This window comes from Streptomyces spongiicola, from assembly GCF_003122365.1.
In the GTDB taxonomy this organism is placed as follows: Bacteria; Actinomycetota; Actinomycetes; order Streptomycetales; family Streptomycetaceae; genus Streptomyces; species Streptomyces spongiicola.
In genome coordinates this window covers 1,363,218-1,388,999 of the sequence record NZ_CP029254.1, presented here as the reverse complement: position 1 = coordinate 1,388,999, position 25,782 = coordinate 1,363,218, and the positions used below count along the sequence as shown (strand labels likewise).

Below are 25,782 nucleotides of genomic sequence, written 5' to 3'. Positions count from 1 at the left end.
GATTCACCCGTGGCGGGACGGATCAACGACGACGACGTGAAGGCGGTGCGGGACGCGGTCCCCATCGACTCCGTCGTGTCCGAGTACCTCCAGCTGCGCAACGCGGGCGGTGGCAACCTCAAGGGCCTGTGCCCCTTCCACGACGAGAAGTCCCCCTCCTTCCAGGTCAGTCCGGGCAAGGGCCTCTTCCACTGCTTCGGCTGCCAGGAGGGCGGGGACACCATCGCCTTCGTGATGAAGATCGACCATCTGTCGTTCTCCGAGGCGGTCGAGCGCCTCGCGGCCCAGGCCGGCATCACCCTGCGCTACGAGGAGGGCGGGTACAACCCGGCCCACCAGCGCGGCGAGCGCATCCGCCTGGTGGAGGCCCACCGCATCGCGGCCCGGTACTACGCCGAGCAGCTCGACGGGGCGGAGGCCGAGACCGGCCGGAAGTTCCTCGCGGAGCGCGGCTTCGACCAGGCGGCCGCGCAGCACTTCGGCGTGGGCTACAGCCCGGCCGGCTGGGACCACCTCACCCGCTTCCTGCGCGGCAAGGGCTTCTCCGACAAGGAGCTGCTGCTCTCCGGCCTCTCCCAGGAGGGCCGCCGCGGCCCCATCGACCGCTTCCGCGGCCGGCTGATGTGGCCGATCCGGGACATCGCCGGCGATGTGGTCGGCTTCGGCGCGCGCAGACTCCGCGACGACGACAACGGCCCGAAGTACCTGAACACCCCGGAGACCGCGATCTACCGCAAGTCCCAGGTGCTCTACGGCATCGACCTGGCGAAGAAGGAGATCGCCAAGTCCAGCCGCGCCGTGGTCGTGGAGGGGTACACGGACGTGATGGCCTGCCATCTCGCGGGTGTCACGACGGCGATCGCGACCTGCGGCACCGCCTTCGGCGGCGACCACATCAAGATCCTCCGCCGGCTGCTGATGGACAACGGCAGCGCCAAGGTGATCTTCACCTTCGACGGCGACGCGGCCGGTCAGAAGGCCGCGCTCCGGGCCTTCGAGGACGACCAGAAGTTCGCCGCGGAGACCTTCATCGCCGTCGCCCCGGACGGCATGGACCCGTGCGACCTGCGGCTCGCCAAGGGCGACGAGGCAGTGCGGGAGCTGGCCGAGCCGCGCAACCAGCTGTTCGAGTTCGCGATCCGGCAGATCGTGAAGGCGTACGACCTGGAGACCCCGGTCGGCAGGGCCGCCGCCCTCGACGAAGCGGCGCCCATCGTCGCGCGGATCAAGAACAGCGCCTCCCAGCACGAGGTCGCCGTCCAGCTGGCCGGCCTGCTGGGCATCCTCGACACGCAGTTCGTGGTGCGCCGCGTCGCACAACTCGCCCGGTGGGCCCGGGAGCGGGGGACCGGCGGCGGCCGGGGGCCCGCCCCCGCACCCCACTCCCCGCGGTACGGCACCGCACCCCCCGCCCCGCGCCCGGACGGGCCGGCGCTCAATCTGCGCAGTCCCGCCCACCGCACCGAGCGCGAACTGCTGAAGCTCGCCCTCCAGCATCCGGAGCTGGTGTCGCCCGCCTTCGACGCCTACGGCGCGGACGAGTTCACGGCCCCGCCGTACGCGGCCGTGCGCCAGGCGATCGCCGACGCGGGCGGCGCGGAGCCCGGCGTCCCCGACCCGCCCGCCTATCTGGCCCGCGTCCGGGAGGCCGCGCCCGACGACTCCGTCCGCGCGATGGTCACCGAACTCGCGGTGGAATCAGTCCACTCCAGGACCGTCGACGAGAGCTACGCGGGCGTCCAGCTCGTCCAGGTCCGGTTGCGCGCCGTCGACCGCCGTATCAGCGAGGTCCAGGGCACCCTGGCCCGTGTCGGTGCCCAGGCCGACCCCCAGCGGATCGCCGCCGTGCAGAACGAGCTCTGGGTGCTCCAGCAGTACGCCCGGTCGCTCCGCAACCGCGGCGCCGACGCGCTCTGACGGGACCCGGCGCCGGTCTCGTCGCCGCTCCGCTGATCGGCGGCACCGGCCGGGACGCGCGCCCCGCCGCGTCGGGCACAGGGGCGGGACGCGGCCCCGCCCCGGCGCCCGCTGCGGTCCGGCGCGTGCCGCGCCCCGGCGCCCGCACCCCCCGGCCCATCGGTGACCGCGCGGTCACGCGCCGGACGCAAAAAGTCACCGCACGCCCCTCGTGGCGGTGATGTGTCGTACCCCACACTGGGGTGCGGTGCCTGAGTCCCCGGAGCGCGGCCGGTCCACGGCAGGCGGGCCACTCAATCCCGCGGATCCGCTCATCGTGTACGGGACGGACGGCGGCCCGGCCGCCGTCCCCGTCCCGCTGCCGCCTGCCCCCCTTCCGGCAGCACCCACTCTGGAGGTCGCCCCCGTGCAGACCCGCACCCTGACCGAAGCCGAGCCGTTCACGGCGGTCCCCGCGCAGAGCAGGGCAGCGCACCACCCCGAGAACGAGCCCCCACCGGCGCCGGACGACATGGAGGCGGAGGACGGACCCGGCGCGGAGGGCCCGCCCGAGGCCTCCGGGTCCCATCAGCCCTCCGGGTTCCATGGGTCTCCTGAGTTCCATGGGTCCCCCGAGCCCGATCAGCCCTCGGGGTCCCATCAGCCCTCCGGGTTCCATGGGTCTCCTGAGTTCCATGGGTCCCCCGAGTCCGATCAGCCCTCGGGGTCCCATCAGCCCTCCGGGTTCCATGGGTCTCCTGAGTTCCATGGGTCCCCTGAGTCCGATCAACTCTCCGGGTCCCATCAGCCCTCCGGGTCCCACCGGCGCCCCGAGTCCCCGGGGTCAGGCGAGCCCCACGGCCGTTCCGCCTCACCCGTGCTTGTCGAGTCCCCCGGCCCGCCGGTCCGCAGGGACGCGGGCGGCCACGCGCCCTCCTCCGACCTGTTCCGGCAGTATCTGCGGGAGATCGGGAGGATCCCGCTGCTCAGCGCGGCCGAGGAGGTGGAACTCGCCCGGCGGGTGGAGGCGGGCCTCTTCGCCGAGGAGAAGCTGGGCAGCACCCCCGACCTCGACTCCCAGCTAGCCCTCGACCTCGACCGGCTCGTCGTCATGGGCCGGATGGCCAAGCGCCGGCTCATCGAGGCCAATCTGCGGCTCGTCGTGTCCGTCGCCAAGCGGTACGTCGGGCGCGGACTGACCATGCTCGACCTCGTCCAGGAGGGCAACCTCGGGCTGATCCGCGCCGTCGAGAAGTTCGACTACGCACGCGGCTACAAGTTCTCCACGTACGCCACCTGGTGGATCCGCCAGGCCATGTCCCGGGCTCTCGCCGACCAGGCCCGGACCATCCGTGTGCCCGTCCATGTCGTGGAACTCATCAACCGGGTCGTACGGGTCCAGCGGCGGCTGCTCCAGGAACGCGGCTGCGAGCCCACGGCCGAGGAGGTCGCCGCCCAGCTCGATCTTGCGCCCGAACGCGTCGGCGAGGTCCTGCGGCTCGCCCAGGAGCCGGTCTCGCTGCACGCGCCGGTCGGCGAGGAGGACGACGTCGCCCTCGGCGACCTCATCGAGGACGGCGACGCCGCGTCGCCCGTGGAGTCCGCCGCCTTCCTGCTGCTGCGGCAGCACCTCGAAGCCGTCCTCTCCACGCTCGGCGAGCGGGAGCGCAAGGTGGTCCAGCTGCGGTACGGACTGGCCGACGGCCGGCCCCGCACCCTGGAGGAGATCGGCCGGATCTTCGGCGTCACCCGCGAACGCATCCGCCAGATCGAGTCCAAGACCCTCGGCAAGCTGCGCGACCACGCCTACGCCGACCAGTTGCGCGGCTATCTCGACTGACCGTTCCCACCTCCGACGAGCCCGGCCGCGGCCCGGCGGGTCTCCCGGCCGGTGACCCCGCGGGCCTCCGGGCGCAACCCCCGCGGGCCCCGGTCGTGCGCTCCGCCGGACTCTGGCGGCCGGGACGTGGATCCGGTCGTGCGCCTCGCCGGACTCTGCCGGCCGGGACGTGGATCCGGCCGTGCGCCCCGCCGGACCCCGCCGGACCCCGCCGGATCCCGCCGGACCCTGGCGAACGTGACGAACTCGACGAACGTGACGCGGACCCTGGCGGCCGGGATCCCGGGCCCGGCGCCGGCGTGCCTCAGCCGCAGCGTCACCACGTCACGTCCTCACTGTCAGTCGACCTCGGCGACCGCCTGGGCGAACTGCGCCGCGTACAGCCGCGCGTACGCGCCCCCCGCCGGCAGCAGCTCCTCGTGCGTGCCCTGTTCGACGATGGAACCGTTCTCCATCACCAGGATCACGTCCGCGTCCCTCACGGTGGAGAGCCGGTGCGCGATGACGAACGACGTGCGCCCGTGGGCGAGCCGGGCCATCGCCTTCTGGATCAGCACCTCGGTGCGGGTGTCGACCGAGCTGGTGGCCTCGTCCAGCACCAGGATCGCCGGGTCGGAGAGGAACGCCCGGGCAATCGTGATCAGCTGCTTCTCGCCGGCGCTGACACCGGACCCCTCGTCGTCGACGACCGTGTCGTAGCCGTCGGGGAGGGTCCGCACGAAGCGGTCGGCGTGGGCCGCCCGCGCCGCCTCCTCGATCTCCTCCCGGGTGACCTCGCGGGAGGCGCCGTAGGCGATGTTCTCCGCGATCGTGCCGCCGAACAGCCAGGTGTCCTGGAGCACCATCCCGATCCCGGCGCGCAGGTCGTCCCGGGACATCGCGGCCGCGTCCACCCCGTCCAGGGTGATCCGGCCGCCGGTCACCTCGTAGAACCGCATCAGCAGATTGACCAGCGTGGTCTTGCCGGCCCCCGTCGGGCCGACGATCGCGACCTTCTGGCCCGGCTCGACCGCAAGCGACAGATCCTCGATGAGCGGCTTCAGCGGGTCGTAGCGGAAGGACACCTTCTCCAGCGCGACCGCGCCCCGCGCCTGCCCGGGACGGGCCCCGCGGACCGGGTCGGGGGCCTGCTCCCCGGCGTCCAGCAGATCGAAGATCCGCTCGGCGGACGCCACCCCGGACTGCACCAGGTTCGCCATCGACGCCACCTGCGTCAGCGGCATCGAGAACTGCCGCGAGTACTGGATGAACGCCTGCACGTCGCCGATCGACAGTGTGCCGGACGCGACCCGCAGCCCGCCGACGACCGCCACCAGCACATAGTTGAGGTTGGAGACGAAGTACATCAGCGGCTGCATGACCCCGCTGCCGAACTGGGCCCGGAACCCCGCCTCGTACAGCGCCTCGTTCTGCTCGGCGAACTCCCGTGCCGACTGCCCCTGGCGCCCGAAGACCTTCACCAGGGTGTGGCCGGAGTACATCTCCTCGATGTGCGCGTTGAGCCGGCCCGTCGACTGCCACTGCCGGACGAACTGCGGCTGGGAGAGCTTGCCGACCCACGCGGCCACCGCCACCGAGAGCGGCACGGTCACCAGCGCGACCAGGGCCAGCAGCGGCGAGATCCAGAACATCATCGCCAGCACACCGACGATCGTCAGCAGGGAGTTGATGAGCTGGCCCATCGACTGCTGCATCGTCTGCGAGATGTTGTCGATGTCGTTCGTCGCCCGGCTCAGCACCTCACCGCGTCTGGCCTGGTCGAAGTACGCCAGCGGCAGCCGCGCGAGCTTCGCCTGCACGTCCTCGCGCATCCGGTACACGGTCCGGTTGATGACCCGGGTCGACGCCCGTGTCGACACCAGCATCAGCAGCCCCGCGACCGCGAACGCCGCGAGTGCGGCGAGCAGCACCCCGCCGACGGCGGTGAAGTCGATTCCGCGGCCGGGCGTGAAGTCCACCGCGGACAGCATGTCCGCCAGGCCTCCGTCACCGCGCTCGCGCAGCGCCTCGACTGCCTCGTCCCGGGACAGCCCGGCCGGCGGCTCCCGTCCCACCACGCCCGCGAAGACCAGGTCGGTGGCCTTGCCGAGGATCCACGGGCCGGCCACCGACAGCGCCACGCTCCCCACGCCGGCCGTGACCATCACCCACAGGGCCCCCTTCTCCGGCAGCAGCTGCCGCAGCAGCCGCCGTCCCGAGCCCTTGAAGTCCATGCTCCGCTCGCCGGACTGGCCCATCATCATGCGTCCGCCGGGACCGGCCATCAGGCAGCCTCCGCCTCTGTCAGCTGGGAGAGGACGATCTCCCGGTAGGTCTCGTTGCCGTCCATCAGTTCGTGATGGCGGCCCGTGCCGACGACCCGGCCCTCGTCGAGGACCACGATCCGGTCGGCGTCGCGGATGGTCGACACCCGCTGGGCGACGATCACGACCGTCGACTCGGCGGTCTCCAGCGCCAGAGCGCCGCGCAGTGCCGCGTCGGTCGCGTAGTCCAGCGCGGAGAAGGAGTCGTCGAACAGGTAGATCTCCGGCCGCTGCACCAGCGTGCGCGCGATCGCGAGCCGCTGCCGCTGGCCGCCCGACACGTTCGTGCCGCCCTGGGCGACGGGCGCGTCGAGCCCGCCGTCCAGCTCGCGCACGAAGTCCGCGGCCTGCGCGACCTCCAGTGCCCGCCACAGCTCCGCGTCACTCGCGCCGGGATTCCCGTAGCGCAGGTTCGTCGCCACCGTCCCCGAGAAGAGGTACGGCTTCTGCGGCACCAGCCCCACGGCCCGCGCCATCAGCGCCGGATCCAGCTCCCGTACGTCGACGCCGCCCACGAGGACCTCGCCGCCGGTGACGTCGAACAGCCTCGGAACCAGCCCCAGCAGGGTCGACTTGCCGCTGCCCGTCGAGCCGATGATCGCGGTCGTCTCCCCGGGCCGGGCCACCAGGTCCACCCCGTACAGCACGGGCTGCTCCGCGCCCGGGTAGCGGAAGCCGGCGCCGCGGACCTCCAGATGGCCGCGCCGCGCCGTCTCGCGGACCGGGGCGGGCGGCGGCACCACGCTCGACTCGGTCGCCAGGACCTCCGCGATGCGCTCGGCGCAGACCTCGGCGCGCGGCACCATCATGAACATGAAGGTGGCCATCATCACGGCCATGACGATCTGCATCAGATAGGCGAGGAAGGCGGTGAGGGCGCCGATCTGCATCGCACCGCTCTCGATGCGGTGGGCGCCGAACCAGACGACGGCGACGCTCGACACGTTCACGACGGTCATCACGATGGGGAACATCAGCGCCATCAGGCGGCCCGTCGCCATCGACACGTCCGTCAGTTCGGTGTTCGCCAGGCGGAACCGCCCGGCCTCGTAGGTGTCCTTCACAAAGGCCCTGATCACGCGGTTTCCGGTGATCTGCTCCCGCAGTACCCGGTTGACCGTGTCGAGCCGCTCCTGCACGGTCCGGAACAGCGGCCGCATCCTCCTGACGATCAGCGACACCGAGACGCCCAGCACCGGTACGACCGCGAGCAGCACCGCCGACAGCGGAACGTCGAGGGACAGGGCCAGCACGATGCCGCCGACGCACATGATCGGCGCCGAGACCATCAGCGTGAACGCCATCAGTACCAGCGTCTGGACCTGCTGGACGTCGTTGGTCGTCCGGGTGATGAGCGACGGCGCGCCGAAGCGCCCCACCTCGCGGGCCGAGAACGACTGGACCCGGTCGAACACCGCGGCCCGCACGTCCCGTCCGAGCGCGGCGGCGGTCCGCGCGCCGTAGTACACGGCCCCGGTGCTGCAGACGACCTGGACGACGCTGATGCCGGTCATCAGTGCGCCGAATGTCAGGATGTATCCGGTATCCCCACGTACGACGCCGTTGTCGATGATGTCCGCGTTGAGTGTGGGCAGATAGAGGGTGGCGCCGGTCTGGAGCAGCTGAAGCGTCACCAGCAGGGTGATCGCTTGCCGGTGGGGACGCAGGAACGTCCGGAGGAGTCGTATGAGCACGGCGGTCTCTCGATCGGGGGCATTCGTGGAGTCGTCCCCATACTCCGGTACCGCGCCACCGGGCACCCAGGGGTTTTCGCCAAGGCCCGGTCAAGAACGCCCGCGTGGACGGCAGTACGGGCGGACCCGTCCGCAGGAGCGGTCGGTGGCGGGGGCAGGTGCGCGGTCGGGGGATGCGGTCGGTGGCGGGACAGGTGCGCGGTCGGGGGGCGCGGCCGGAGGTGGGGGCAGGGGTGCGGTCGGGGACGGCGCGCCGGGCGCGGACGTGGGGCCGTCCCGCCGGCGGGGCGTCAACCGGCAGCAGCCGCACCACCGGTCACGGGTTGAACGCCCCCGGGTGGATCTGCTCCCGCGTCGCCGCGTACTGCTGGCGCACGGCCTGGCCGACGGCGAGTTCGTCACCCGCCTCGAAGACCTGCGCCGCCGCGCCCTGCCAGGACGGCGGGGCGTGCGGGTTCAGCGTCCCCTGCACCGTGCCCAGCGCCCACGCCGCCTGCCGGGCCGCGCCCCGCGCCGCGTAGTCGGCGGGCTGCGGCACGACGACCTGCGCGGCGAAGATCGCTGGGGCACCCGCCTGGACCGCCGGCAGCTCCGCCGCCTGCCCCAGCAGGAACACCCGGCGCACCACCACGCCCCTGCCGCGAAGGACGTCCAGCGCGTCGGCCAGCGAGCACAGCATGCCCTCGAACGCGGCACGTGCCAGATGCTCGGGCTTCATCGACTCGCGCCGCAGTCCCGTCAGGGTGCCCGCGGTGTGCGGCAGACTCGGGGTGCGCTCACCCTCCAGATAGGGGAGCAGGACCAGACCGGAGGCTCCCGGGGTGGACTTCATCGCCAGCTCCGACAGCTCGGACAGATCCTCGACGCCGAGCATCTCGGCGGTGCCGCGCAGCGCGCGCACGGCGTTGAGGGTGTGCACGACCGGCAGATGCATACCGGTCGCGTCGGCGAACGACGTGATCATTCCGGAGGGGTCCGCGAGCGCCTCGTGGTGGATCGCCATCACGGACCCGGTGGCTCCGAGGGACACCACCGCGTCCCCCGTGCCGAGCCCCAGCCCGAACGCGGCCGCCATCGTCTCACCGGTACCGGCCGAGATCAGCAGGCCCTCCGGCGTCGTTCCGGCGGAGTCGGCCGGCCCCAGCACCTCGGGCAGCGCCGCCTCGTGGCCGAGCGCGAGCCCCACGAGATCGGGGCGGTACGAGCCCGTGCCCGCGGACCAGTACCCGGTCGCGGACGCGGCACCTCGGTCGGTCGTCCTCCGCGCCGGCCGGCCCAGGAGCTGCCACACCAGCCAGTCATGGGGCTGGAGCACCAGCGAGGTGCGCCGGGCCGCCTCCGGTTCGTTCCGCGCCAGCCACCGCAGCTTCGACACGGGCAGCCCGGCCTGGGGTACGGAGCCGACGGCCTCGGCCCACGCCTGCCGCCCGCCGAACGCCTCGACCAGATCGGCGGCCGCCGCCTGGGCCCGCTTGTCGTTGCCGACCATCGCGGGCCGCACCGGGGCGCCGGAGGAGTCCAGCGCTATCAGCCCGTGCTGCTGCGCGGACACGCCGATGGCCTGCACGCCTTCGAGCAGGCCCCCGGCGGCGGCCTCACCCAGCGACAGCAGCCACGCCTGCGGATCGACGTCGGTGGCCCTGGCTTCGACGGGATGCGGTGCGTACCCCTGGCGCAGCACGGCGCCCGTGTCCGCGTCGCAGACGACGATGCGTGTGAATGCGGACGAACTGTCCAGCCCGGCAACTATCCCCATGCCCTCAGATTCTGCCGCACTCGCGCCACTCCCACGGCCGAGGGCCATGGAACGGAGCGGGGGCCGTACGGGCCGCACCGGCGGGGACCGGCCGGAACCGGCGGGGACCGGGCGGAACCGGCGGGGACCGGGCGGAACCGCCGGGGGGAGGAGCCGGCTCGTCGCTCCGGGGCGCCTTCCGGGCCCGGGCACCCGGCAGCCGGGCGCTGCGCCGTGCCGGCGGCCCGCGCGGGGGCGGCGGCCCGCGCGCGGGACCCCGGGAGCCGCGTTCCTCCGGATGGGACAACGCCTCACGAGGCGAGCCCCGTGCCGGAAGGGCACGGGGCTCGGGCCGGGACGTGCCGCTACGGAGCAGGGCGGGGCGGGACGAGCCGCTACGGATCGGGGCGGGCCGGGACGTGCAGTTACGGAGCAGGGCCGGGCGTGCCGGAAGGGTGCGGGGGCTCTCCGGCCTGGACGGTTCCGGCCCCGTCCAGGCCGGACGCCTGGGGCGTGGGGCGACGGTCCCTCCCGGCCCGCGGGCGGACGGAGCTGCTTTCGCCGCCCGCCCCGGCCGCTGGGCACCGCATCGGGCAACGTTCGCCCCGTCGCGACGCCCGGCACGGCGACTCGCCGCGCTGCCGAAACCAACCGGGCAGACCCGCTGCGAGGCCGATCCGGCGCCCTGCGATCCACCGCACCGGACCGGACGCCGCTCCGCGCCGCTGCCGACGCGCAGACCCTGCCCGAGGCGGCACTAGGTGTTGCTCGTGCCCCAGTCGTCCTCGCCGCCCCGACTCCGTTCCCGGAGCGACCGCACCCGCTCGGCCACCGCGTCGGGCATCCGGTCGCCGACCTTGTCGCTCACCACGTGCAGCGCCCTGCCCGCGATCTCGCGGCTGGACTGCGCGGCGGACTCCGCCGCGTTCCGCACGGCGGGGTTCTGCGCGAACTCCCGTGCCGCCTTCTTCATCTGCTCGTACCGCTGATGCCCGGCCCGTGCGCCGAGCACGTATCCCACACCGAGTCCGGCCATGAACGTGAGCCGGTAGCGCATGGCTGCCACCCTTCGCAGGCGTCGTCACCGACGCCGATTCGATACGGACCGTGAGGCCGCGGTGCTCGCCTACCCGCACGGCCCCGAGATCACCCTGCGATCACCCCGGGTGCCGGCCCGGAGTTCACCGCGTGGTCACCGGGGGGAACCGATTGGCGGAGCACCCCCCTGCTTGCGCTAATGTATGTGTCGCAGCGAGCGAGCGCCGCCCGGGAGCACCCGGGGTGGGTACGTTCGATGCACACGCGGCAATCCCCTGTAGCTCAATTGGCAGAGCAGCCGGCTGTTAACCGGCAGGTTACTGGTTCGAGTCCAGTCGGGGGAGCGCGATCCCCTGTAGCTCAATTGGCAGAGCATTCGGCTGTTAACCGGAGGGTTGCTGGTTCGAGTCCAGCCGGGGGAGCGGAAGCGGAAGAGGGGCCCCTCGGGGGTCCTTTTTCATGTCACCGCCCGGGGAACCGCGCGGGCAGGCATCGCCGTCCCCATGATCGTGGCGTTGCCGACCATCCGAAGCAGGAGATCGTATGAGCGGCTATGCTGCGGCAGACGGCGCGCACACATGTGCGCGACGCGCCGTTGGGGGCGGTAGCTCAGCCGGTTAGAGCAGCGGACTCATAATCCGTCGGCCGTGGGTTCGAGTCCCACCCGCCCCACCAAGAAAAACGTTCTGAGCTGCGGAAACACCCCTGAGGGGTGATTCCGCGTGTGGCGATCGCCTCGCATCGGTGTGGCGACAGGCGGCGTCTCCGGCCTGTCCTGCCGGGCCTGGACTGCCTTGACCTGGGGTTGTCGGCGGAGCGGGAGCGTCAAGTCATCAGGATGATCCCACGGCGATCCCATGGCTCCGGCGTGTGACGCGCCGCACGCCGGGTCGAGTGACCGCTCTCCGTGGCTTCTGCCGGTCCAGTGGCTCGGGTTCCGCCGGCAAGGGCCCCGGGGCCGCTCGCCGTTCTGTGCCGAGGCCCCAGAGCAGATCGTGTCCACAGCGCCCGTGCCCTGGAAGGCGAGTTCCGCGGACGTCGGCGACAGAGGCGATGTCCGCGGAAGGTTCAGGTGCCACCGATTGATCATGTGGGTCTTCTTGAAGGAGGCCCCGGGTTGACTTCACGGGGCCGGAAGGTGGCGGACTCGCCTCCCGCGACGAGACGCAGTCGTGGACGTCGAACCGGAGCCGGCGGACGACGGCCGCCTTCCGCGAGGCTCCCCAACGTCCCTTCGGCAGCTCCGGCGAGGGGCCGAAGGCGCGCTCGGAGGCGCCGTCCAGGGGGTGCTTCCACCGGTTCCCTGAACGGTCGGGCCGGGGAGCCCGCTCTTCCGCGGCGGGGACACGAAGCCCGCGGCCTCGGATATGCGTTCGCCTCCGTGCCGGTGCCGGTGCCGGTGCCGGTGCCGGTGCACAGGGCGTCTGGTGTCGGGGCTCTCACAGGGCACGGCCGCCGGTGTCGCCGTGCGGTACGGGTGGCGGGCAGCCCGGATGGGGACCGGACAGTGCGGCTTCGGCGTCCTCGCAGCTGTCGCCGACGGATCGGCGTTCGGCAAGGGAGCGGTAGAGCTGCCGCGTGAAGACCTGCGCCTGCCCGTCGTCGAGGGCGTGGGACCAGCCGATTGCTGCGGTGACGGTCTTGGACATCTCGGCGGCCAGTGGAGCGGAGTCGCAGACGTTGAGGACGGCGAGGCGGGGCGGGAAGCGTGCGCGGGCGATCTGCGCGCACAGGTCCGTGTAGGCGATGCAGAGATCACTTCCGTCCTGGGCCAGGTGAATGCCGCCGAAGGAACTGTGCGCCGCGAGGTGAAGGATCGCGGGGGCGTGATCGTCCAGCGCCCGGCAGATCTCGGCGAGCCCGAACGCTGCCATTTCGCTGACCTGGACCAGGCTGCCGACGAGGGCCTGCCGGATACAGGCGGCCTCGGAGCCGAGGTCGTTGCCGCCGGGGCGTGCGTCGCCAGAGGGGAAGAGCACGCGGCGGGTGATGCCTACGGGTGCCACGGCACCTCTGCCGGCGGTGTACGAGGAGAAGGCGGCCGAGAAGAGAACGGCGTGCTGGGATGGCTTTCACGGTGCACTTGGCCCCACCAAAATCGGCTCGACTTGGACCCACTCACCCGTTCGAGTCCGCCTCGCAGCCATCCGAGGATGTGACGCCTGCTGAGTGGCGGCTCCGTGGCCGGGCCGGGCACCGATGCGTGGCGATGCCGGGGCTGGTGGGCGTGGCCCGGGTGGCTTGTCTCTGGTCTCCCCCATACGGTGCCGGAGCTCCGCCTCGGCGACCCCGAGTGCACGCACGATGGCGGCCCAGCCGACGCCCTCCTGCCGGCCCAGCTGACGCCTTCATGCCGATACCGGAACGCCGCTCGGAGCGCGGTGTCCAGGGCATCCTGCGCGGCCCGGTACCCGGGGGCGGAACGGATGCATGCCCCGAGGTTGCCGAGGTGGGCGATGTCTTCCAACGAGAGCGCGAGGGCGGGAGGGATGCCGTCCGAAGCGGTCTTATCCGGTAACCCCTACATGGGGAATGTCTGATTCTCGTCGGAGGTGGCGCATCTCGGCGACTGGATGTGACATCCGGCGCGATGTAACTTTCTGCGAAGAGGGGTGCTCTGGTAATGGGCTACTGCGGAGAGTCTTCAACTGGGTGCCTATATGAGTCATTCCGGTTCTGGTTGGGGTAGGGCTGAGTCGACTTCCTTCGGCTGGAGACGCTGCAGGTGGGGGCGGTGCCCGTGCTCTGTGTGCGGCGCGGCCGTTTGGTGCATTTTCGGCCCCCTCTTGGGTTGGATAGTCCAGGGCGGGTGGTCATGCATATATGCTCTCGGGGCTGGAGTGATCATCGGCAAGCTTTCACTGGGATCGAGGGTGGAGCGGGCCGCGAAGTAGAAAGCATTCACTTCATGCATCGGTAACGGGGGTTGTGCCAGTAGATGTGGCCTCCCTGCTGCATACAGAGGGGGAGTTTATGAAAAGAGCCGGCGTTGTTTTTGCGACTGCGGCTGCGGCCTTGTTGATCTCCAGTCCGGCATACGCTGACTGGCCGCCGGGTTCGGACGCCGACAACCTCGGAAACGAGGCTGCCTGCGATATACCCTATGAGTCGGCTTTCAAGTTCCATATATATTTCAACTCTGGCCAAAACGGTGCGTACAGAAACATAGGATGGGCCGTATACAACTTTGATGCGCTTCGTCCCGGTGACGGTCACGACCACCCTCTCAAGTACTGTATTACAGGCGGGAGTCGTCCCCTGCCCGGTTCAGGACAGAAAATCAAGAACAATGCGGCCTCTGGGGAGAACGAGCACTATAAATACACGGCTCGTGTGCACTACAACAGCGGCTACAAGGGGCCATACGATGCGATGGCCCCTTACCAGCACATCGACCGGTTCCGGAACGTGTACAACCAGAACGCCTCGTTCCTGTGGGCCTGAAGACAAGGTTTCTCAGAACATTCTAAGGGGGAGTTGAGCCATGAAGCCGAGGAGCCGGCTTGTAACAATAGGCGTTCCGGTCGCAGTAGCCGTGACGGTTGCCGCAGGGGTCTTGGCAGTCGGAATCCTCTCGCAGGAAGATTCGCGAGCGACGACGGCGCTGACTGGTGAGGCGGGTCGGTCAGGGATTGCGGCGCCGCCAGCGGTCGTGGGTGACCCACGCGATCCGGCAACGTGGAAGCTTCCGGTCGAGGCATACGCGCCCACAGCCTCCGAGACGCGCGTCGTCAGTGTGGCCCGGGACAAGCTGATCGATGAATGCATGGCCAAGGCGGGTTTCGAGCAGTGGGTTCCTGCGCCCGATCTTCCCGCGCTCGGAGGAGACACGCCGACCGACTGGCGGTACGGGGTGCACGACGCCGCACAAGCCGCACAGCACGGCTATCACCCTGATCCTGCTCGGCAGCAAGCCTACGACGAGGCTTTGGCGGTGGGAGCGGTTGACCGGTCAGGTGCGGACGACGGTGTGCTGAAGGCATGCGCGGCGACGGCCGATGCCCAGGTGCCGCCTGTGCAAGAAGCAAGCATCGTGCAGGAGATCAACACTCAGTCGTTCAAGGCTGCCGAAGAATCCCCCTCCGTAGAGGAGGCGTTCAGACAGTGGTCGGCCTGTATGAAGTCCAAGGGCTACGTGTACGCACGGCCCATGGACGCGAACGATGATCCGCGCTTCGCCGCACGAGACGAAGTGACCGATCTGGAGATCGCCACGGCGAAGGCCGATGTGGCATGCCGGGACCGCTATCAGGTCGAGAAGACCTGGTTCGAAGCTGAGGTTCAACTTCAGCAGAGTGGGATCAAGAAGCATCACGCAGCCCTTGAGGCCGCACGGGTGCAGCACAAAGCCACTGTCGCGAAGGCGACTGCCTTGGCGAGGTAGCCATCAGGCGGGCCCCAACCGTACGCGCACCTCCAAGCATCGCCCACCGTGCGGAAGTCCGCGCCGCTCCCGCTCGGATCCCGGATCCGTGCGGAGGGGCGCCCGGCCGAGCAGTCCAAGTCGTGGCGGACGTGCTGGCTACCAGGAGGCGCCTTCAGTACCAGCGACTGTCAGGCACCGACGTGGAGCCTCCAGACCGCCGCCGTAGCCCTGCTCCCCCGCCAGGGCTACGGCGGCGGCCCTTTCCGCTGAGGTCAAGACCTGACCAAAAGGAAGGTAAGAGTTGAAAGTGTCCAGACACGCCCGGAGCTGGGTCGCCGGCCTTGCGTCCGCAGCGGTCCTGGCCGGACTCGCACAGACTACTGCTGTCGCCGATACGGCTGATCCACTTCCTCAAGAACCCTCCTCGCAGCGAGTTGAGAGACCGGCCAGTTCTCCGGCTGTTCGAGAGCCCCAGCGCCAGAGCCTGCTCGGCGCGGGATGGCAGGACTCAGCCGATCGCGCGTGGACTACTTCGTCTGACGCACAGGGTTTCCACATCCTCGTCGCTGACAAGCGAGAAGGCTACGGCTGGAAGACCGCGGCATCTCTGTCCGAGCCCGGCTTCGAGGCCGACGCGTGGATCGGTAATGCCTGCGTAACAGCATCGGGAAACCGTGCGGTGGTCGTCTACGCACCGCGTACGTTCACCAACGAGCCGAAGCTGATGGCGCGCGGCGCGTTCACCGCGGTCGTCGAGTTGGAGACCGGTAAGGTCACCAAGCTGCCGCTGCAGGCGTCCCTCGCGTACTACAACCCCGGGTGCGGGGTTGCCGAGAAAGCCGTGCTGACCCAGGCCGGAGGCGAGGACAAGGCGGCGACTCGGCTCTTCATTCTGGACGTCGCAACCGGCAAGCTGTCGCCACCGATCGAGACCAAGGGCCAGGTCACATCGGCCGTCATCGCCAAGGACGACTCGGTGGTGGGCGCAAACGGTGCCCGGATCGTCAAGATCGATGCGAAGGGCCAGAAGACCGCACTGGTCCACACCGAGTCGGTGCCCTATCGGCTGGCACCCGATGCCGATGGAGGCATCGTCTTCCTCGACAAGCAGGCGTTCACAGCGAAGAAGGGGACCGCCACCGCTGATGCCCAGGTGCAGCAGACGCAGGCCAAGCGCATCACGGCCGGTCAGGTCACCAAGCCGAACGGCAAGAAGGTCGATGCTGCGCTGCTCGCTGCGGGTCCGCTGACGGAGACAGGACTTACCCAGGTCGCTGGCACTGTCTACCTGACTGGCAAAGCCAAGCCCGCCGTGGGCAAGAAGCTGCCAAGGGCGGTACGGCAGCTCGCCAAAGTACCGAAGGACGCCAAGGTCTCCACGCGTGGTGAAGCGGTGCTGACCGAGACGGCCTGGGCCGACGGCCAGGGAGTACTGCTGCGAGCCGATGACCCAGACGCGTCCCGCCCGGTGCACGTCGAAATGACCGTGGTCAACAGCGGCAAGGAGACCACGTTCACCGTCGACCCCAGCAGGCGCACCAGCGTTCACAGTAAGCAGGGTAGAGACCGCACGCCGGCACTCGCGGCGCCCAAGGGAGGTGTCGACAAGGCATCGACGAAGTCGACTTCTTCCGGCGGTGCTGGATTGAGGCCGAAGACAGCGGGCACCCTTATGTCTTCGGCGGACCGCCACGAGGTCGTGGAATCGGAGCGGGTCTGCTCCGTGCCGCGCAACGATCCGCGCAACCAGGCGATGCAGCCCAAGCCCCGTCAGGTGGAGTGGGCTGTGAACCAGGCTATTCGCAACAATCTGAACGCGCATATCAGCCGACCGGCGAATTGGAAGAACCTGGGTATGCCGGCCTACCAACCGCAGAGCCTGTTTCCCGCCCCAGCTCTCGAGGGCGGTGGATCGATCCCAGCGCAGGTGATGCTCGGCGTCACTACGCAAGAGTCCAATATGTGGCAGGCATCCCGCATCGCCGTGCCAGGTGTCACGAGTAGCCCGCTGATCGGCAACTACTACGGCATCGACTACTACGACGGTCGCTCGTCCAACGACTGGGACATCGACTGGACCGAGGCCGACTGCGGTTACGGCATCATGCAGGTCACCGACCACATGCGACTGGCCGGCAAGGAAGACGGGCACGGCGGTACGGCCTGGCCGTACCAGACGCAGCGTGCAGTGGCTCTCGACTACACGGCCAACGTCGCCGCTGGTATGCAGATCCTGGCTTCGAAGTGGAACGAGACCCGCAAGGGTGGCCTCAAGGTCAACAACGGCAACTCGGCCAAGCTGGAGAACTGGACGTTCGCCCTGTGGGCGTACAACTCCGGCTTCTACCCGAACAAGGGCGACGGCAGCCCCTGGGGCGTGGGCTGGGCGAACAACCCTGCCAATCCTGAGTGGGACGCCGGACGTACACCCTTCATGGAAGACTTCTTCGGCAATGAGGAAGCCTCGGACGCCGCACATCCGCAGGACTGGCCCTACCAGGAGAAGGTGCTGGGCTTTGCCGCCCATCCACCGTCCTTCCTGGAGGCCCCGGGGAAGATGGTGCCCGCCTTCCTGGCAGCGTGGTGGAACGGCACCGAGGGAAGCGCGAAGCTCGAAGGTTCCGCCAAGTACAACCGGGCGCGGGTCAAGCCAGCCGAGGGCACCTTCTGTACCGCAGCCAACGCTTGCGATCCGGACAAGATCGGAGACGATGCCCACAATGGTACCGGCACCGGCCCCTGTACCCGCGCGGACTACAAGTGCTGGTGGAACCAGTCGGTGACGTGGAAAGACGACTGCGACTACTCCTGCGGCAACGACTTCACCCGTTTCCCGGTCAGCTGGGCCGAGGAGCCCGACGGGACCGCCTACCCACCCAGCTGCACCACCAGCGGTCTGCCCGCCGGCGCCCTGGTCGTCGACAACGTGCCGGCTGGCACTCCTACCGTGAGACCCGGCTGCGCCAACTCCTGGACCAACCAGGGCACCTTCACCTTCGACTTCGGTGACGGCGAAACCGCATGCGCAGTCTGCTATGTGAGGTGGCCCGCGAAGATCGACACCCATCAACTCGGGGCGGGCTTCGGCGGCCACTTCTACTTCGGCCACACCCGTAAAGACGACGCCAAGGGCCAGCGGCTCAAGGCCACCGGCACATGGCAGCTGAACCAGGAGATCAACGGCTGGTCCAGGGTCATGGTCCACATGCCCGACCATGGGGCGCACACCCGTCAGGCCAAGTACCTCATCGACACCGGCAACGGCATCAAGCACCGCGTGGCACTCCAGCGCACGAGGGAGAACCGCTGGGTGGACCTGGGCGTCTTCCAGTTCGCCGGCACTCCCAAGGTCTCGCTGTCCACGATCACCGCCGACGGAACGGGCGACGAGGACATCGCCTGGGACGCGGTCGCCTTCCAGAAGCTGCCGGGCAAGCCGAAGAACTTCATCGTGGCCATGGGCGACTCCTACTCTTCCGGTGAGGGTGCCTCGGCCTCCGACGAGAGCGGCTACTACAAGGAGACGAACTACTACGGGGACGACGACAAGACCAAGAACGCCTGTCACCGTTCCAGGCACACGTGGTCCCGACAGGCGGCGCTGCCTGGATCCAGCAGCTCCATCGGTGCTCTGGCAGACAGCCGCAACGCCAACATGGACTACCACCTGATCGCCTGCTCCGGCGCCAGGTCGTACAACATCACCCGGACCTCCCAGAACGGCGAGTTGCCGCAGATCGACAAGGGTTACCTGGACGAGAACACCACCCTGGTCACGATCTCAATCGGTGGAAACGACGCCCAGTTCGCCGACATCGTCCAGGCATGCTTCAAGGGAGCGGGACAGGGTTCCTGCATGACACACCACTTCAAGGTCGAGGATGCCAACGACCCGGAGCTGACCGCGGCATTCAAGGATGACTTCCGGCCGATGGCAGACATCGCCGAGGACGTCATCGTCGACCACGTGACGCCGCGGATCGTGAATAGCCTGAAGGCCATCAAAGCGAAGGCACCCAACGCCAAGATCGTTTTGATGGGGTACCCGCCACTGATGTCGGACAACGGCAGTTGCGTGCCGACCATCGATCAGGCAGAAGGATCCTGGATGAACTCCATGGGAAATTTGCTCAACAGGCAGATGGATAAGGCGGCTGCTTCGGCGGGAGCCACCTTTGCTGATCCGACAAACGATTTCAAAGGCAAGGCGATCTGTGGTGACCCCGAAACGGTCCATGGGATAGTCCTGGAGATGACCGAATCCGACGTCGGCGTTCCGGTCTCGGCTCAGTCCTTCCACCCCAAGATCAGTGGTGCGCGTCTGTACGCGGATGCACTGGAGGGCGTGCTGTAACGGACGCAACCACACCGTTCCGCAGACGCGCGGGGGGCCGGGTGCTCCCGGGCCCCCCGTTACTCAGCTCAGGAGAGTCACCGCATGACCAGCAAACCCCGGTTCGGCGGGAAGGAACTGGCGATCCTTGTCGTCCTGGCAGCCCTCGTCCCAGTTACCTACCTACTGGCGGATTCTGGAGCCGAAGAGGACGAGCTCCAGGAATCTGCACGCTCCACCGAAGCAGCGGAGGCGCGAGCGGCAGCAGACCGGAGTCTGAAGCGCACCGAGAGCGCATTCGCGCGCGGGGCCACAAGGCTGAAGCTTTACTCGACGACGACCAGCGACATGTGCATGAAAGGAAACGAGGGAGATGTAAAGACCGAGAAGAGCGAGCACCGCATGGAGTGTCACCGGACGAAGCACTTCTACTACGGGGCAAACGGGGTGATTTCGGATGTGCTCAAGAGTATCGACGATGGAGCGGCTGCAGTAGGGGATCGTAACACCGGCGACGAGAAGTCGCCCGGCTCCTTGGTGTACGCCCTGATGTACTATCAGGAAAGTGGTAAAAACAAGGATGGAAGTAACCTCGTCTATCCAGAACTCACAGTCGCTGGCGAGCGGGTCGAGTGGGACGACAGGGTTAAGAAGACCCTTGTGGAGCGGACTCCGGTTCCGGAATGCCATGACAATGACTGGTACTGCGAGCGCACGAACGGCGTAGCGCAGGCACCCCTGGAGGAAATCCGTGCCGCACACGACTTCGTCATCAAATGGTCAGCCAGTACGACCTATTTCACCTTAGACTGGGACCACTAAGCATTGATCCATCGATCGGTGATCGAGGTGGGGCTGGGCTGACGCAGGGAGGTGCCCGCTGAGCTGGGAAGCAAGAGTCCTCATGCTTCCATCGGCACCAACCAGCAAGGCACCTCGTAAGTGAAATTCCCCCATAGTCGTGCGGCGGTATTCGCCGGATTCGATGATCAGAACCCGCTCGCTCATGGGGGGGGTGGCCGCGGCGGTCCGCTAGGCCGAGCGGTGCGTCCTGCCGGAACTGGTGCGGGAAGAAGGTGCGACTGGCCAGGGCGGGCAACGGCGCCGAGGCCGCGCCGGACGCGAAGGTCGAGCCCCTGGTCGCGGGCAGTGCGGACAGCGGCGACGACATGGGTATGCTGCGGCACGGTGCGGTGGCGAAGGCGTTCACCGGGCTGTGGGTACCGTTCACGCTGGGTAGCCTCCTGTGCGCGTTCAGCTGTGGACACGCACGCCAACTGGATTCAGCCGCACGGGTCTCCACGTGCAACCTGGCCGGGTACTGCGACCTGCTTCCGATCTGCGACCAGGTCGTCATGCTTGGACATCGACTCGGAGAGGGAGCAGGTCCACGGGGCCGCCACGCAGGGGCGCTGAGCACGGACGCCTCAAGGTCGAAGGCCTGCACTTCCAGATGGTGACCGCCTCCATCCCGCTCGCGGCCCTCGCTGATCGTCGCCTCTCGACTGCGCAAGGTCTCGGCCGGCACCGTCAAGGGAGCCGGCTCCCTGATCGCCGGTGCCATCGCCCAGGTGCGGGCGATGGGGAGTCGCCGATGCCGAAGCGCCCAGCCCGCAAGCTCAGCGACCCGCCTCCGATCCCGCCGTGGTGGGGTGAGCGCAGCCAAGGATGACTTCACCCTGCGTACACGAAGTAGCCGCCAGTGGGGAATCCAACTGGTCGCTGACAAGTCACCGGGCTCCGCCCCTCGACGTCGAGGGGCGGAGCCCCGTGCAGTGGAAAGCGAATCCGCTGCGGCAGAGTTCGAGTCCTGCTCGGAGCTGGGGCGATGGTCTGTTTGCCCGGCTGCGTGGCCCTGTGGAGACGCGCTGAGGACGCGTTGAGGACGCAAGGACAGGAGCAGACCGACAACGGTTCCGTGGAACGGTCAGAGGTCATGCCCTCTGATCTGGGAGAACGCCCAAAATCAGCGTAGAGAACCAAGGGCCGCCAAGATCCCCAAAGGACTCATAATCCGTCGGCCGTGGGTTCGAGTCCCACCCGCCCCACCACTCAGTGGTGACGCAGAAACGTTCTGACCTGCAACTTTGCTGGTCGGGGCGGCCGCAGGAGGGGCTTGGCGGCCTGTCGTGATCATGTTCTTATGATCGTGGGGACGGGATTGGGAGCGTCGATGTCAGGTTAAAGCCAGGCATCTCGCCTCGGTGTCGTGAGGTCGGGCGCAATAGCACTACCCCGTAAACGTCGGCTTCTCGATCATGGATCGCTTCTGAACACTGTGGGTCGCGATCAGGGCGGGACGCGCGCATCGGGTCGAGGTGGGGAGCAGCATCGACTGAGCCTGCCGGGGCCAGCCCGCAAACTGCCCGAAGTGAAAACGGCCCGGTACCAAGGTCCCGGCGAGGTGGGGGTCCCGGTGCACCGCGCCAGCTGCCGCGAACGTCCGGACCCCGTCGGGCGCGCCTTCACCGCGAACCCATGAATGCGAGCACATAGGAGACATCGCCGATCACGTGTTCCCGATGCCGTTGTCAAGCAGGAGCGGTGACGGGTGGTGTGACGGTGCAGTACCAGCGGTCATGGGGGAGTGCCCGGATGGTGTCGGCGTGCCGCCGGGCGGGCGCGGGCACCGCCGGGTGTGTCGCTTCCCCGCCGGTGCCCGGTGCTGCGCGGCCGTCAGGGCTGGATGCCGACGTACTTGGTCTCCAGGTACTCGTCGATGCCCTGCGCTCCGCCCTCGCGGCCGAGGCCACTGGACCTGACTCCCCCGAAGGGAGCGGCGGGGTTGGAGACCAGGCCCTGGTTGACGCCGACCATGCCCGTCTCCAGCTTCTCGCAGACCCGCAGGGCGCGGGACAGGTCGCGGGTGAAGACGTAGGCCACGAGTCCCGTGTCGGTGTCGTCGGCCAGCCGCAGTGCTTCCGCCTCCTCGGTGAAGGTGGTGATCGGGGCCACCGGGCCGAAGATCTCCTCGGTGAGCACCCGGGCGCCGGCGGGTACGTCGGCCAGCACGGTCGGCGCATAGAAGTGGCCCTGTTCGCGCAGCCGTTGACCGCCGGTCAGCAGCCGGGCGCCCCGCGCCACGGCGTCCTGGACGAGGGTGTCCACCTTCGTGCGGGCCGCGGCGTCGATGAGCGGCCCCACCTGCACGTCCGGCTCGGTACCGCGGCCCACGGTCAAGGAGGCCATGCGTGCGGCGAGGCGGCGGGAGAACTCCTCGGCGAGCGAGGCGTGGACGATGAAGCGGTTGGCGGCCGTGCAGGCTTCGCCCATGTTCCGCATCTTGGCCAGCAGGGCCCCGTTCACGGCGGCGTCGAGGTCCGCGTCCTCGAAGACGAGGAAGGGGTCGTTGCCGCCGAGTTCCATGGACACCCGCAGCACCGTGTCCGCGGACTGCCTGATCAGGGCGCGGCCGACCGCGGTGGAGCCGGTGAAGCTGAGCTTGCGCAGGCGGGGGTCGGCGATCAGCGGGCCGGTGACCTCGGCGGCGGAGGTGGTGGTCACGACGTTCAGGACGCCTTCCGGCAGCCCCGCCTCGGTGAGCACCTCGGCAAGTGCCAGCATCGTCAGCGGCGTCTGGGGCGCGGGCTTGACCACCATGGTGCAGCCCGCCGCCACGGCCGGGCCGATCTTGCGGGTGCCCATGGCGAGCGGGAAGTTCCACGGCGTGATGAGCAGGCAGGGTCCGACCGGCTGCTTCATGGTGAGCAGCCGGGTGGCTCCGTTCGGGGCGACCTGGTAGCCGCCGCTGATCCGGACGGCCTCCTCGGAGAACCAGCGCAGGAACTCGGCGCCGTAGGCGACCTCCGCCCGGGACTCCGCGAGTGGCTTGCCCATCTCCAGGGTCATCAGCAGGGCGAACTCCTCGGCGCGCTCGGTCACCGCGTCGAAGGCCCGGCGCAGGATGTCGCTGCGTTCGCGGGGCGGCGTGGCCGCCCAGGCGGTCTGCGCCGCCGCGGCCGCGTCCAGGGCCGCGCGGCCGTCCGCCGGGGAGGCGTCGGCGGCTTCCCGGAGCACGGTGCCGGTGGACGGGTCCTCGACGGGGAAGCGGCGGCCGTCCTCGGCGTCGCGCCAGACGCCGCCGATGAGCAGCCGGCCGGGTACGCGGGCGAGGACTTCGGCCTGCACGGGGTCGGTGGCTGGGGGGTGGGCCACGGTCATGGGGGAGTCTCTCCTCGGAGAAGTCGGTGGGGGGCGGTGATGCGCCCGCCCCGTCGTGGGAGCCGGTGCCTCGACGGGGGTCCGGTCGTGGGGAAGGCGGAATCGGGGCGGGCCGCGGGTGCGGCGGTACCGGGTCCGGTCGTGGGGAAGGCGGAATCGGGGCGGGCCGCGGGTGCGGCGGTACCGGGTCCGGTCGCGGGCAAGGCGGTACCGGGTCCCGCCCCGGGTGCGGCGGTACCGGGGCGGGCCGCGGCGTCCGAGCCGGTGCGGGGCCCCGGTCCGGGGGCCGCGGACCGCGCGCGGGCCCCGTACGCCGGTCGGCGGGTCACAGACAGGAGGTGATCAGCCCGGCGATGTCGTCCTCGGTGGGCCGGCGGGGGCTGTTGCCGGTGACGGCGTCTTCCAGAGCCGTCCTGGCCAGGTCCTCGACCATGTCGGCGGTGACGCCGTACGCGGACAGCGGGCGGCGGGCGCCGACCTGCTCGGCGAGCTTCCGGCAGGCGTCGACCGCCGAGGCGGGGTCCTGCCCGGCGCCCATCTCGCGGGCGACGCGGGCGAGGGCGTCCCCGGCCTGCGGAGCGCACCAGGCCATCACCTCGGGCAGTACGGCGGAGAGGGCCAGGCCGTGCGGTGCGCCGACCCGCGCGGTGACGGCGTGGGCCACGCCGTGCACCAGCCCGAGTCCGCTGATACTCAGGGCGAGCCCGGCCAGGTGGGCGCCGAGCAGCAGTTGAGAGCGGGCCTCCAGGTCCGTGCCGTCCTCGACCGCGGCGGGCAGCCATCGGCTCACGACGCCGACCGCTTGTGCGGCGTAACCGCGGGAGACGGGGTTGGCGCCGCGGGAGGCGAGCGACTCGATGCCGTGCACCAGGGCGTCCATGCCGGTCGCGGCGGTCGCCGACGGCGGCAGGCCCACGGTCAGTTCCGGGTCGAGGATGCTGGCCACCGGTTTCACGGTGTCGTGGCCGATGTAGACCTTGCGGTGCCGCGCCTTGTCCTCGATCACGCCGAAGCCGTTGGTCTCCGCGCCGGTGCCGGCGGTGGTCGGGATCGCGATCAGCGGCAGTCCGGGGCGCTGCGGCTCCACGCGGTAGTCGAACTCGGCGGCGCTGCCGGGGTTGACGGCCAGCAGGGCCACGCCCTTGGCCGCGTCGAGGGCGGATCCGCCGCCGAGGGCCACCACGGCGGCCTCGCCGAACTCCCGGGCCTGCGCGGCGGCGGTGTCGACCGCCCCGGTGGACGGGTTCGGCGGGATGGCGTCGTGGACGTCGCAGTCGATGCCGGCCCCGGTCAGTGTCCGAACGACGAGGTCGACCAGTCCGGTGGTCCGCAGACCGGGGTCCGTCACCACGAAGACCCGCCGGTGGCCGGTGCGGAGCACGGTCGCGGGCAGCCGTCGCAGGGCGCCGGCGCCGAACTCCAGCCAGCCGGTGGGCGGCAGGCTCAGTGTGAGGTCGCAGGCACGGGTGTGCGTGTGGGTGGTCACGGGTGCACCTCCCGCGCGGCGGACTGCGAGGTGGGCAGGCGCAGTTCGAGGCCGGCCACGTCCTCGTACAGCTTCATCGGGATCATCTCTCCGGCGAGGTCGCCGTATGCGGCCCTGCCTCGCCGGTAGACCTGCTCGACCAGGGCGCTGAGTTCCACCGGCACCCCGACCTCGCGGGCGAGGTCGACGGCGAGGCCGAGGTCCTTGCAGGCCAGGGACATGGCGAAGGACTCGTCGTAGTCGCCGTGGTGGAGGACGGAGAGCACGTCGCTCTGCAGGAAGTTGGACGTGGCGGGGCTGGCGACGAGGGAGCGGTGCAGGACTTCCAGGTCCACTCCGGCCTTGGTGCCGACGGCCAGCACCTCGGAGGTCGCCACGAGGTGGCAGAACCAGAGCAGGTTGATCATGAGTTTGACGGCGTAGCCCGCTCCGTGCGGGCCGACGTGCAGGATCCGCTCGGGGTCCCCCATGGCCTCCAGGGCCGGCCGCTGGCGGGCGACGTCCTCGCCGTCGCCGCCCACGAAGATCTGCAGCATGCCCGACCGGGCGCCCTTGGCCATCCCGGAGACGGGGGCGTCCAGCACCCGTATGCCGAGCGGTTCGGCCTGCGCCCGGACGCGGTCGGCGACGGCGGGCACGGAGGTGGACATGTCGATCCAGGTGCTCCCCTCCGCCATGGCGGCCAGCAGGCCGCCGTCGCCCAGCAGCACCTGCTCGACGTGGCGGGGGGTGGGCAGCATGGTGATCACGGTGTCGCTGTTCCCGGCGACCTCGGCGATCGTGGAGGCCAGGCGCGCGCCTTGGGCCACCTGCTCGGCCGCGGCCTCCTTGCGGACGTCGTACACGGTCAGCGTGTGGCCTGCCGCCAGCAGGTTGAGGGACATGGGGCCGCCCATGTTGCCCAGGCCGATGAATCCGATGCGCATGTTC

The 25,782-nt window shown here is 69.7% G+C and carries 13 protein-coding genes, 3 tRNA genes and 1 pseudogene; 9 read left to right on the top strand and 8 right to left on the bottom strand.

Features of this window, described 5'->3' with window-relative positions:
- The first annotated feature begins 9 nt into the window (after positions 1–9).
- Positions 10–1,917 carry a DNA primase gene (gene dnaG / locus DDQ41_RS06020; RefSeq protein WP_109293547.1) on the top strand — a complete coding sequence of 636 codons (1,908 nt, stop codon included), beginning with the start codon at positions 10–12 and terminating at the stop codon, positions 1,915–1,917.
- A gap of 877 nt (positions 1,918–2,794) precedes the next feature.
- A pseudogene (locus tag DDQ41_RS32985) lies at positions 2,795–3,736 on the top strand (RNA polymerase sigma factor); the annotation flags it as partial.
- Positions 3,737–4,074: 338 nt separating this feature from the next.
- Here the strand turns inward: DDQ41_RS32985 and DDQ41_RS06005 are convergent.
- The 4 genes from DDQ41_RS06005 to DDQ41_RS05990 all read right to left on the bottom strand — a co-directional run bounded on the left by DDQ41_RS06005 (position 4,075) and on the right by DDQ41_RS05990 (position 10,525).
- Positions 4,075–6,000, bottom strand: a complete 1,926-nt coding sequence (locus DDQ41_RS06005) for an ABC transporter ATP-binding protein (protein WP_109293545.1) — start codon at positions 5,998–6,000, stop codon at positions 4,075–4,077.
- On the bottom strand, positions 6,000–7,733 hold the full coding sequence (locus DDQ41_RS06000) for an ABC transporter ATP-binding protein (protein ID WP_109293544.1): 1,734 nt from the start codon (positions 7,731–7,733) through the stop codon (positions 6,000–6,002). The genes DDQ41_RS06005 and DDQ41_RS06000 overlap by 1 nt, the downstream gene beginning before the upstream one ends.
- Positions 7,734–8,049: 316 nt before the next feature.
- Positions 8,050–9,489 (bottom strand): FGGY family carbohydrate kinase, encoded by a 1,440-nt coding sequence (locus tag DDQ41_RS05995; protein ID WP_109293543.1) that lies wholly within the window; start codon positions 9,487–9,489, stop codon positions 8,050–8,052.
- 736 nt (positions 9,490–10,225) lie between these two features.
- Positions 10,226–10,525, bottom strand: coding sequence for a hypothetical protein (locus tag DDQ41_RS05990; protein ID WP_109293542.1), 300 nt, complete (start codon positions 10,523–10,525; stop codon positions 10,226–10,228).
- A 252-nt stretch (positions 10,526–10,777) separates the two neighbouring features.
- Between DDQ41_RS05990 and DDQ41_RS05985 the strand changes: the two genes are divergently transcribed.
- From DDQ41_RS05985 to DDQ41_RS05975, 3 genes are all read left to right on the top strand, one after another.
- A tRNA-Asn gene (locus tag DDQ41_RS05985) sits at positions 10,778–10,850 on the top strand.
- Positions 10,851–10,855: 5 nt separating this feature from the next.
- Positions 10,856–10,928 (top strand) — tRNA-Asn (locus DDQ41_RS05980).
- 176 nt (positions 10,929–11,104) lie between these two features.
- Positions 11,105–11,181, top strand: a tRNA-Ile gene (locus DDQ41_RS05975).
- A gap of 764 nt (positions 11,182–11,945) precedes the next feature.
- Here the strand turns inward: DDQ41_RS05975 and DDQ41_RS05970 are convergent.
- The gene (locus tag DDQ41_RS05970; RefSeq protein ID WP_109293541.1) at positions 11,946–12,512 is read right to left on the bottom strand and encodes a CHAT domain-containing protein; all 567 of its coding nucleotides are present in this window, start codon (positions 12,510–12,512) and stop codon (positions 11,946–11,948) included.
- Between the two features lie 934 nt (positions 12,513–13,446).
- On the opposite strand from DDQ41_RS05970, the gene DDQ41_RS31165 reads away from it, so the two are divergent.
- The 4 genes from DDQ41_RS31165 to DDQ41_RS05955 all read left to right on the top strand — a co-directional run bounded on the left by DDQ41_RS31165 (position 13,447) and on the right by DDQ41_RS05955 (position 20,027).
- Positions 13,447–13,950: a hypothetical protein gene (locus tag DDQ41_RS31165; RefSeq protein ID WP_147317759.1), complete on the top strand. Its 504-nt coding sequence runs from the start codon at positions 13,447–13,449 to the stop codon at positions 13,948–13,950.
- 112 nt (positions 13,951–14,062) lie between these two features.
- Positions 14,063–14,890: a hypothetical protein gene (locus DDQ41_RS05965; RefSeq protein ID WP_162602618.1), complete on the top strand. Its 828-nt coding sequence runs from the start codon at positions 14,063–14,065 to the stop codon at positions 14,888–14,890.
- A 661-nt stretch (positions 14,891–15,551) separates the two neighbouring features.
- Positions 15,552–19,226, top strand: coding sequence for a golvesin C-terminal-like domain-containing protein (locus DDQ41_RS05960; RefSeq protein ID WP_262508369.1), 3,675 nt, complete (start codon positions 15,552–15,554; stop codon positions 19,224–19,226).
- Positions 19,227–19,310: 84 nt separating this feature from the next.
- Complete coding sequence (locus DDQ41_RS05955) at positions 19,311–20,027, top strand: hypothetical protein (RefSeq protein ID WP_109293538.1); 717 nt, start codon at positions 19,311–19,313, stop codon at positions 20,025–20,027.
- A 1,854-nt stretch (positions 20,028–21,881) separates the two neighbouring features.
- On the opposite strand, the gene DDQ41_RS05935 is transcribed toward DDQ41_RS05955, so the two are convergent.
- The 3 genes from DDQ41_RS05935 to DDQ41_RS05925 form a co-directional block, all read right to left on the bottom strand.
- The gene (locus DDQ41_RS05935) at positions 21,882–23,366 is read right to left on the bottom strand and encodes an NAD-dependent succinate-semialdehyde dehydrogenase (protein WP_109293534.1); all 1,485 of its coding nucleotides are present in this window, start codon (positions 23,364–23,366) and stop codon (positions 21,882–21,884) included.
- Between the two features lie 325 nt (positions 23,367–23,691).
- Positions 23,692–24,852 (bottom strand): iron-containing alcohol dehydrogenase family protein, encoded by a 1,161-nt coding sequence (locus DDQ41_RS05930; protein WP_109293533.1) that lies wholly within the window; start codon positions 24,850–24,852, stop codon positions 23,692–23,694.
- Positions 24,849–25,778 carry an NAD(P)-dependent oxidoreductase gene (locus tag DDQ41_RS05925; protein WP_109293532.1) on the bottom strand — a complete coding sequence of 310 codons (930 nt, stop codon included), beginning with the start codon at positions 25,776–25,778 and terminating at the stop codon, positions 24,849–24,851. The genes DDQ41_RS05930 and DDQ41_RS05925 overlap by 4 nt, the downstream gene beginning before the upstream one ends.
- Positions 25,779–25,782 lie beyond the last annotated feature (4 nt).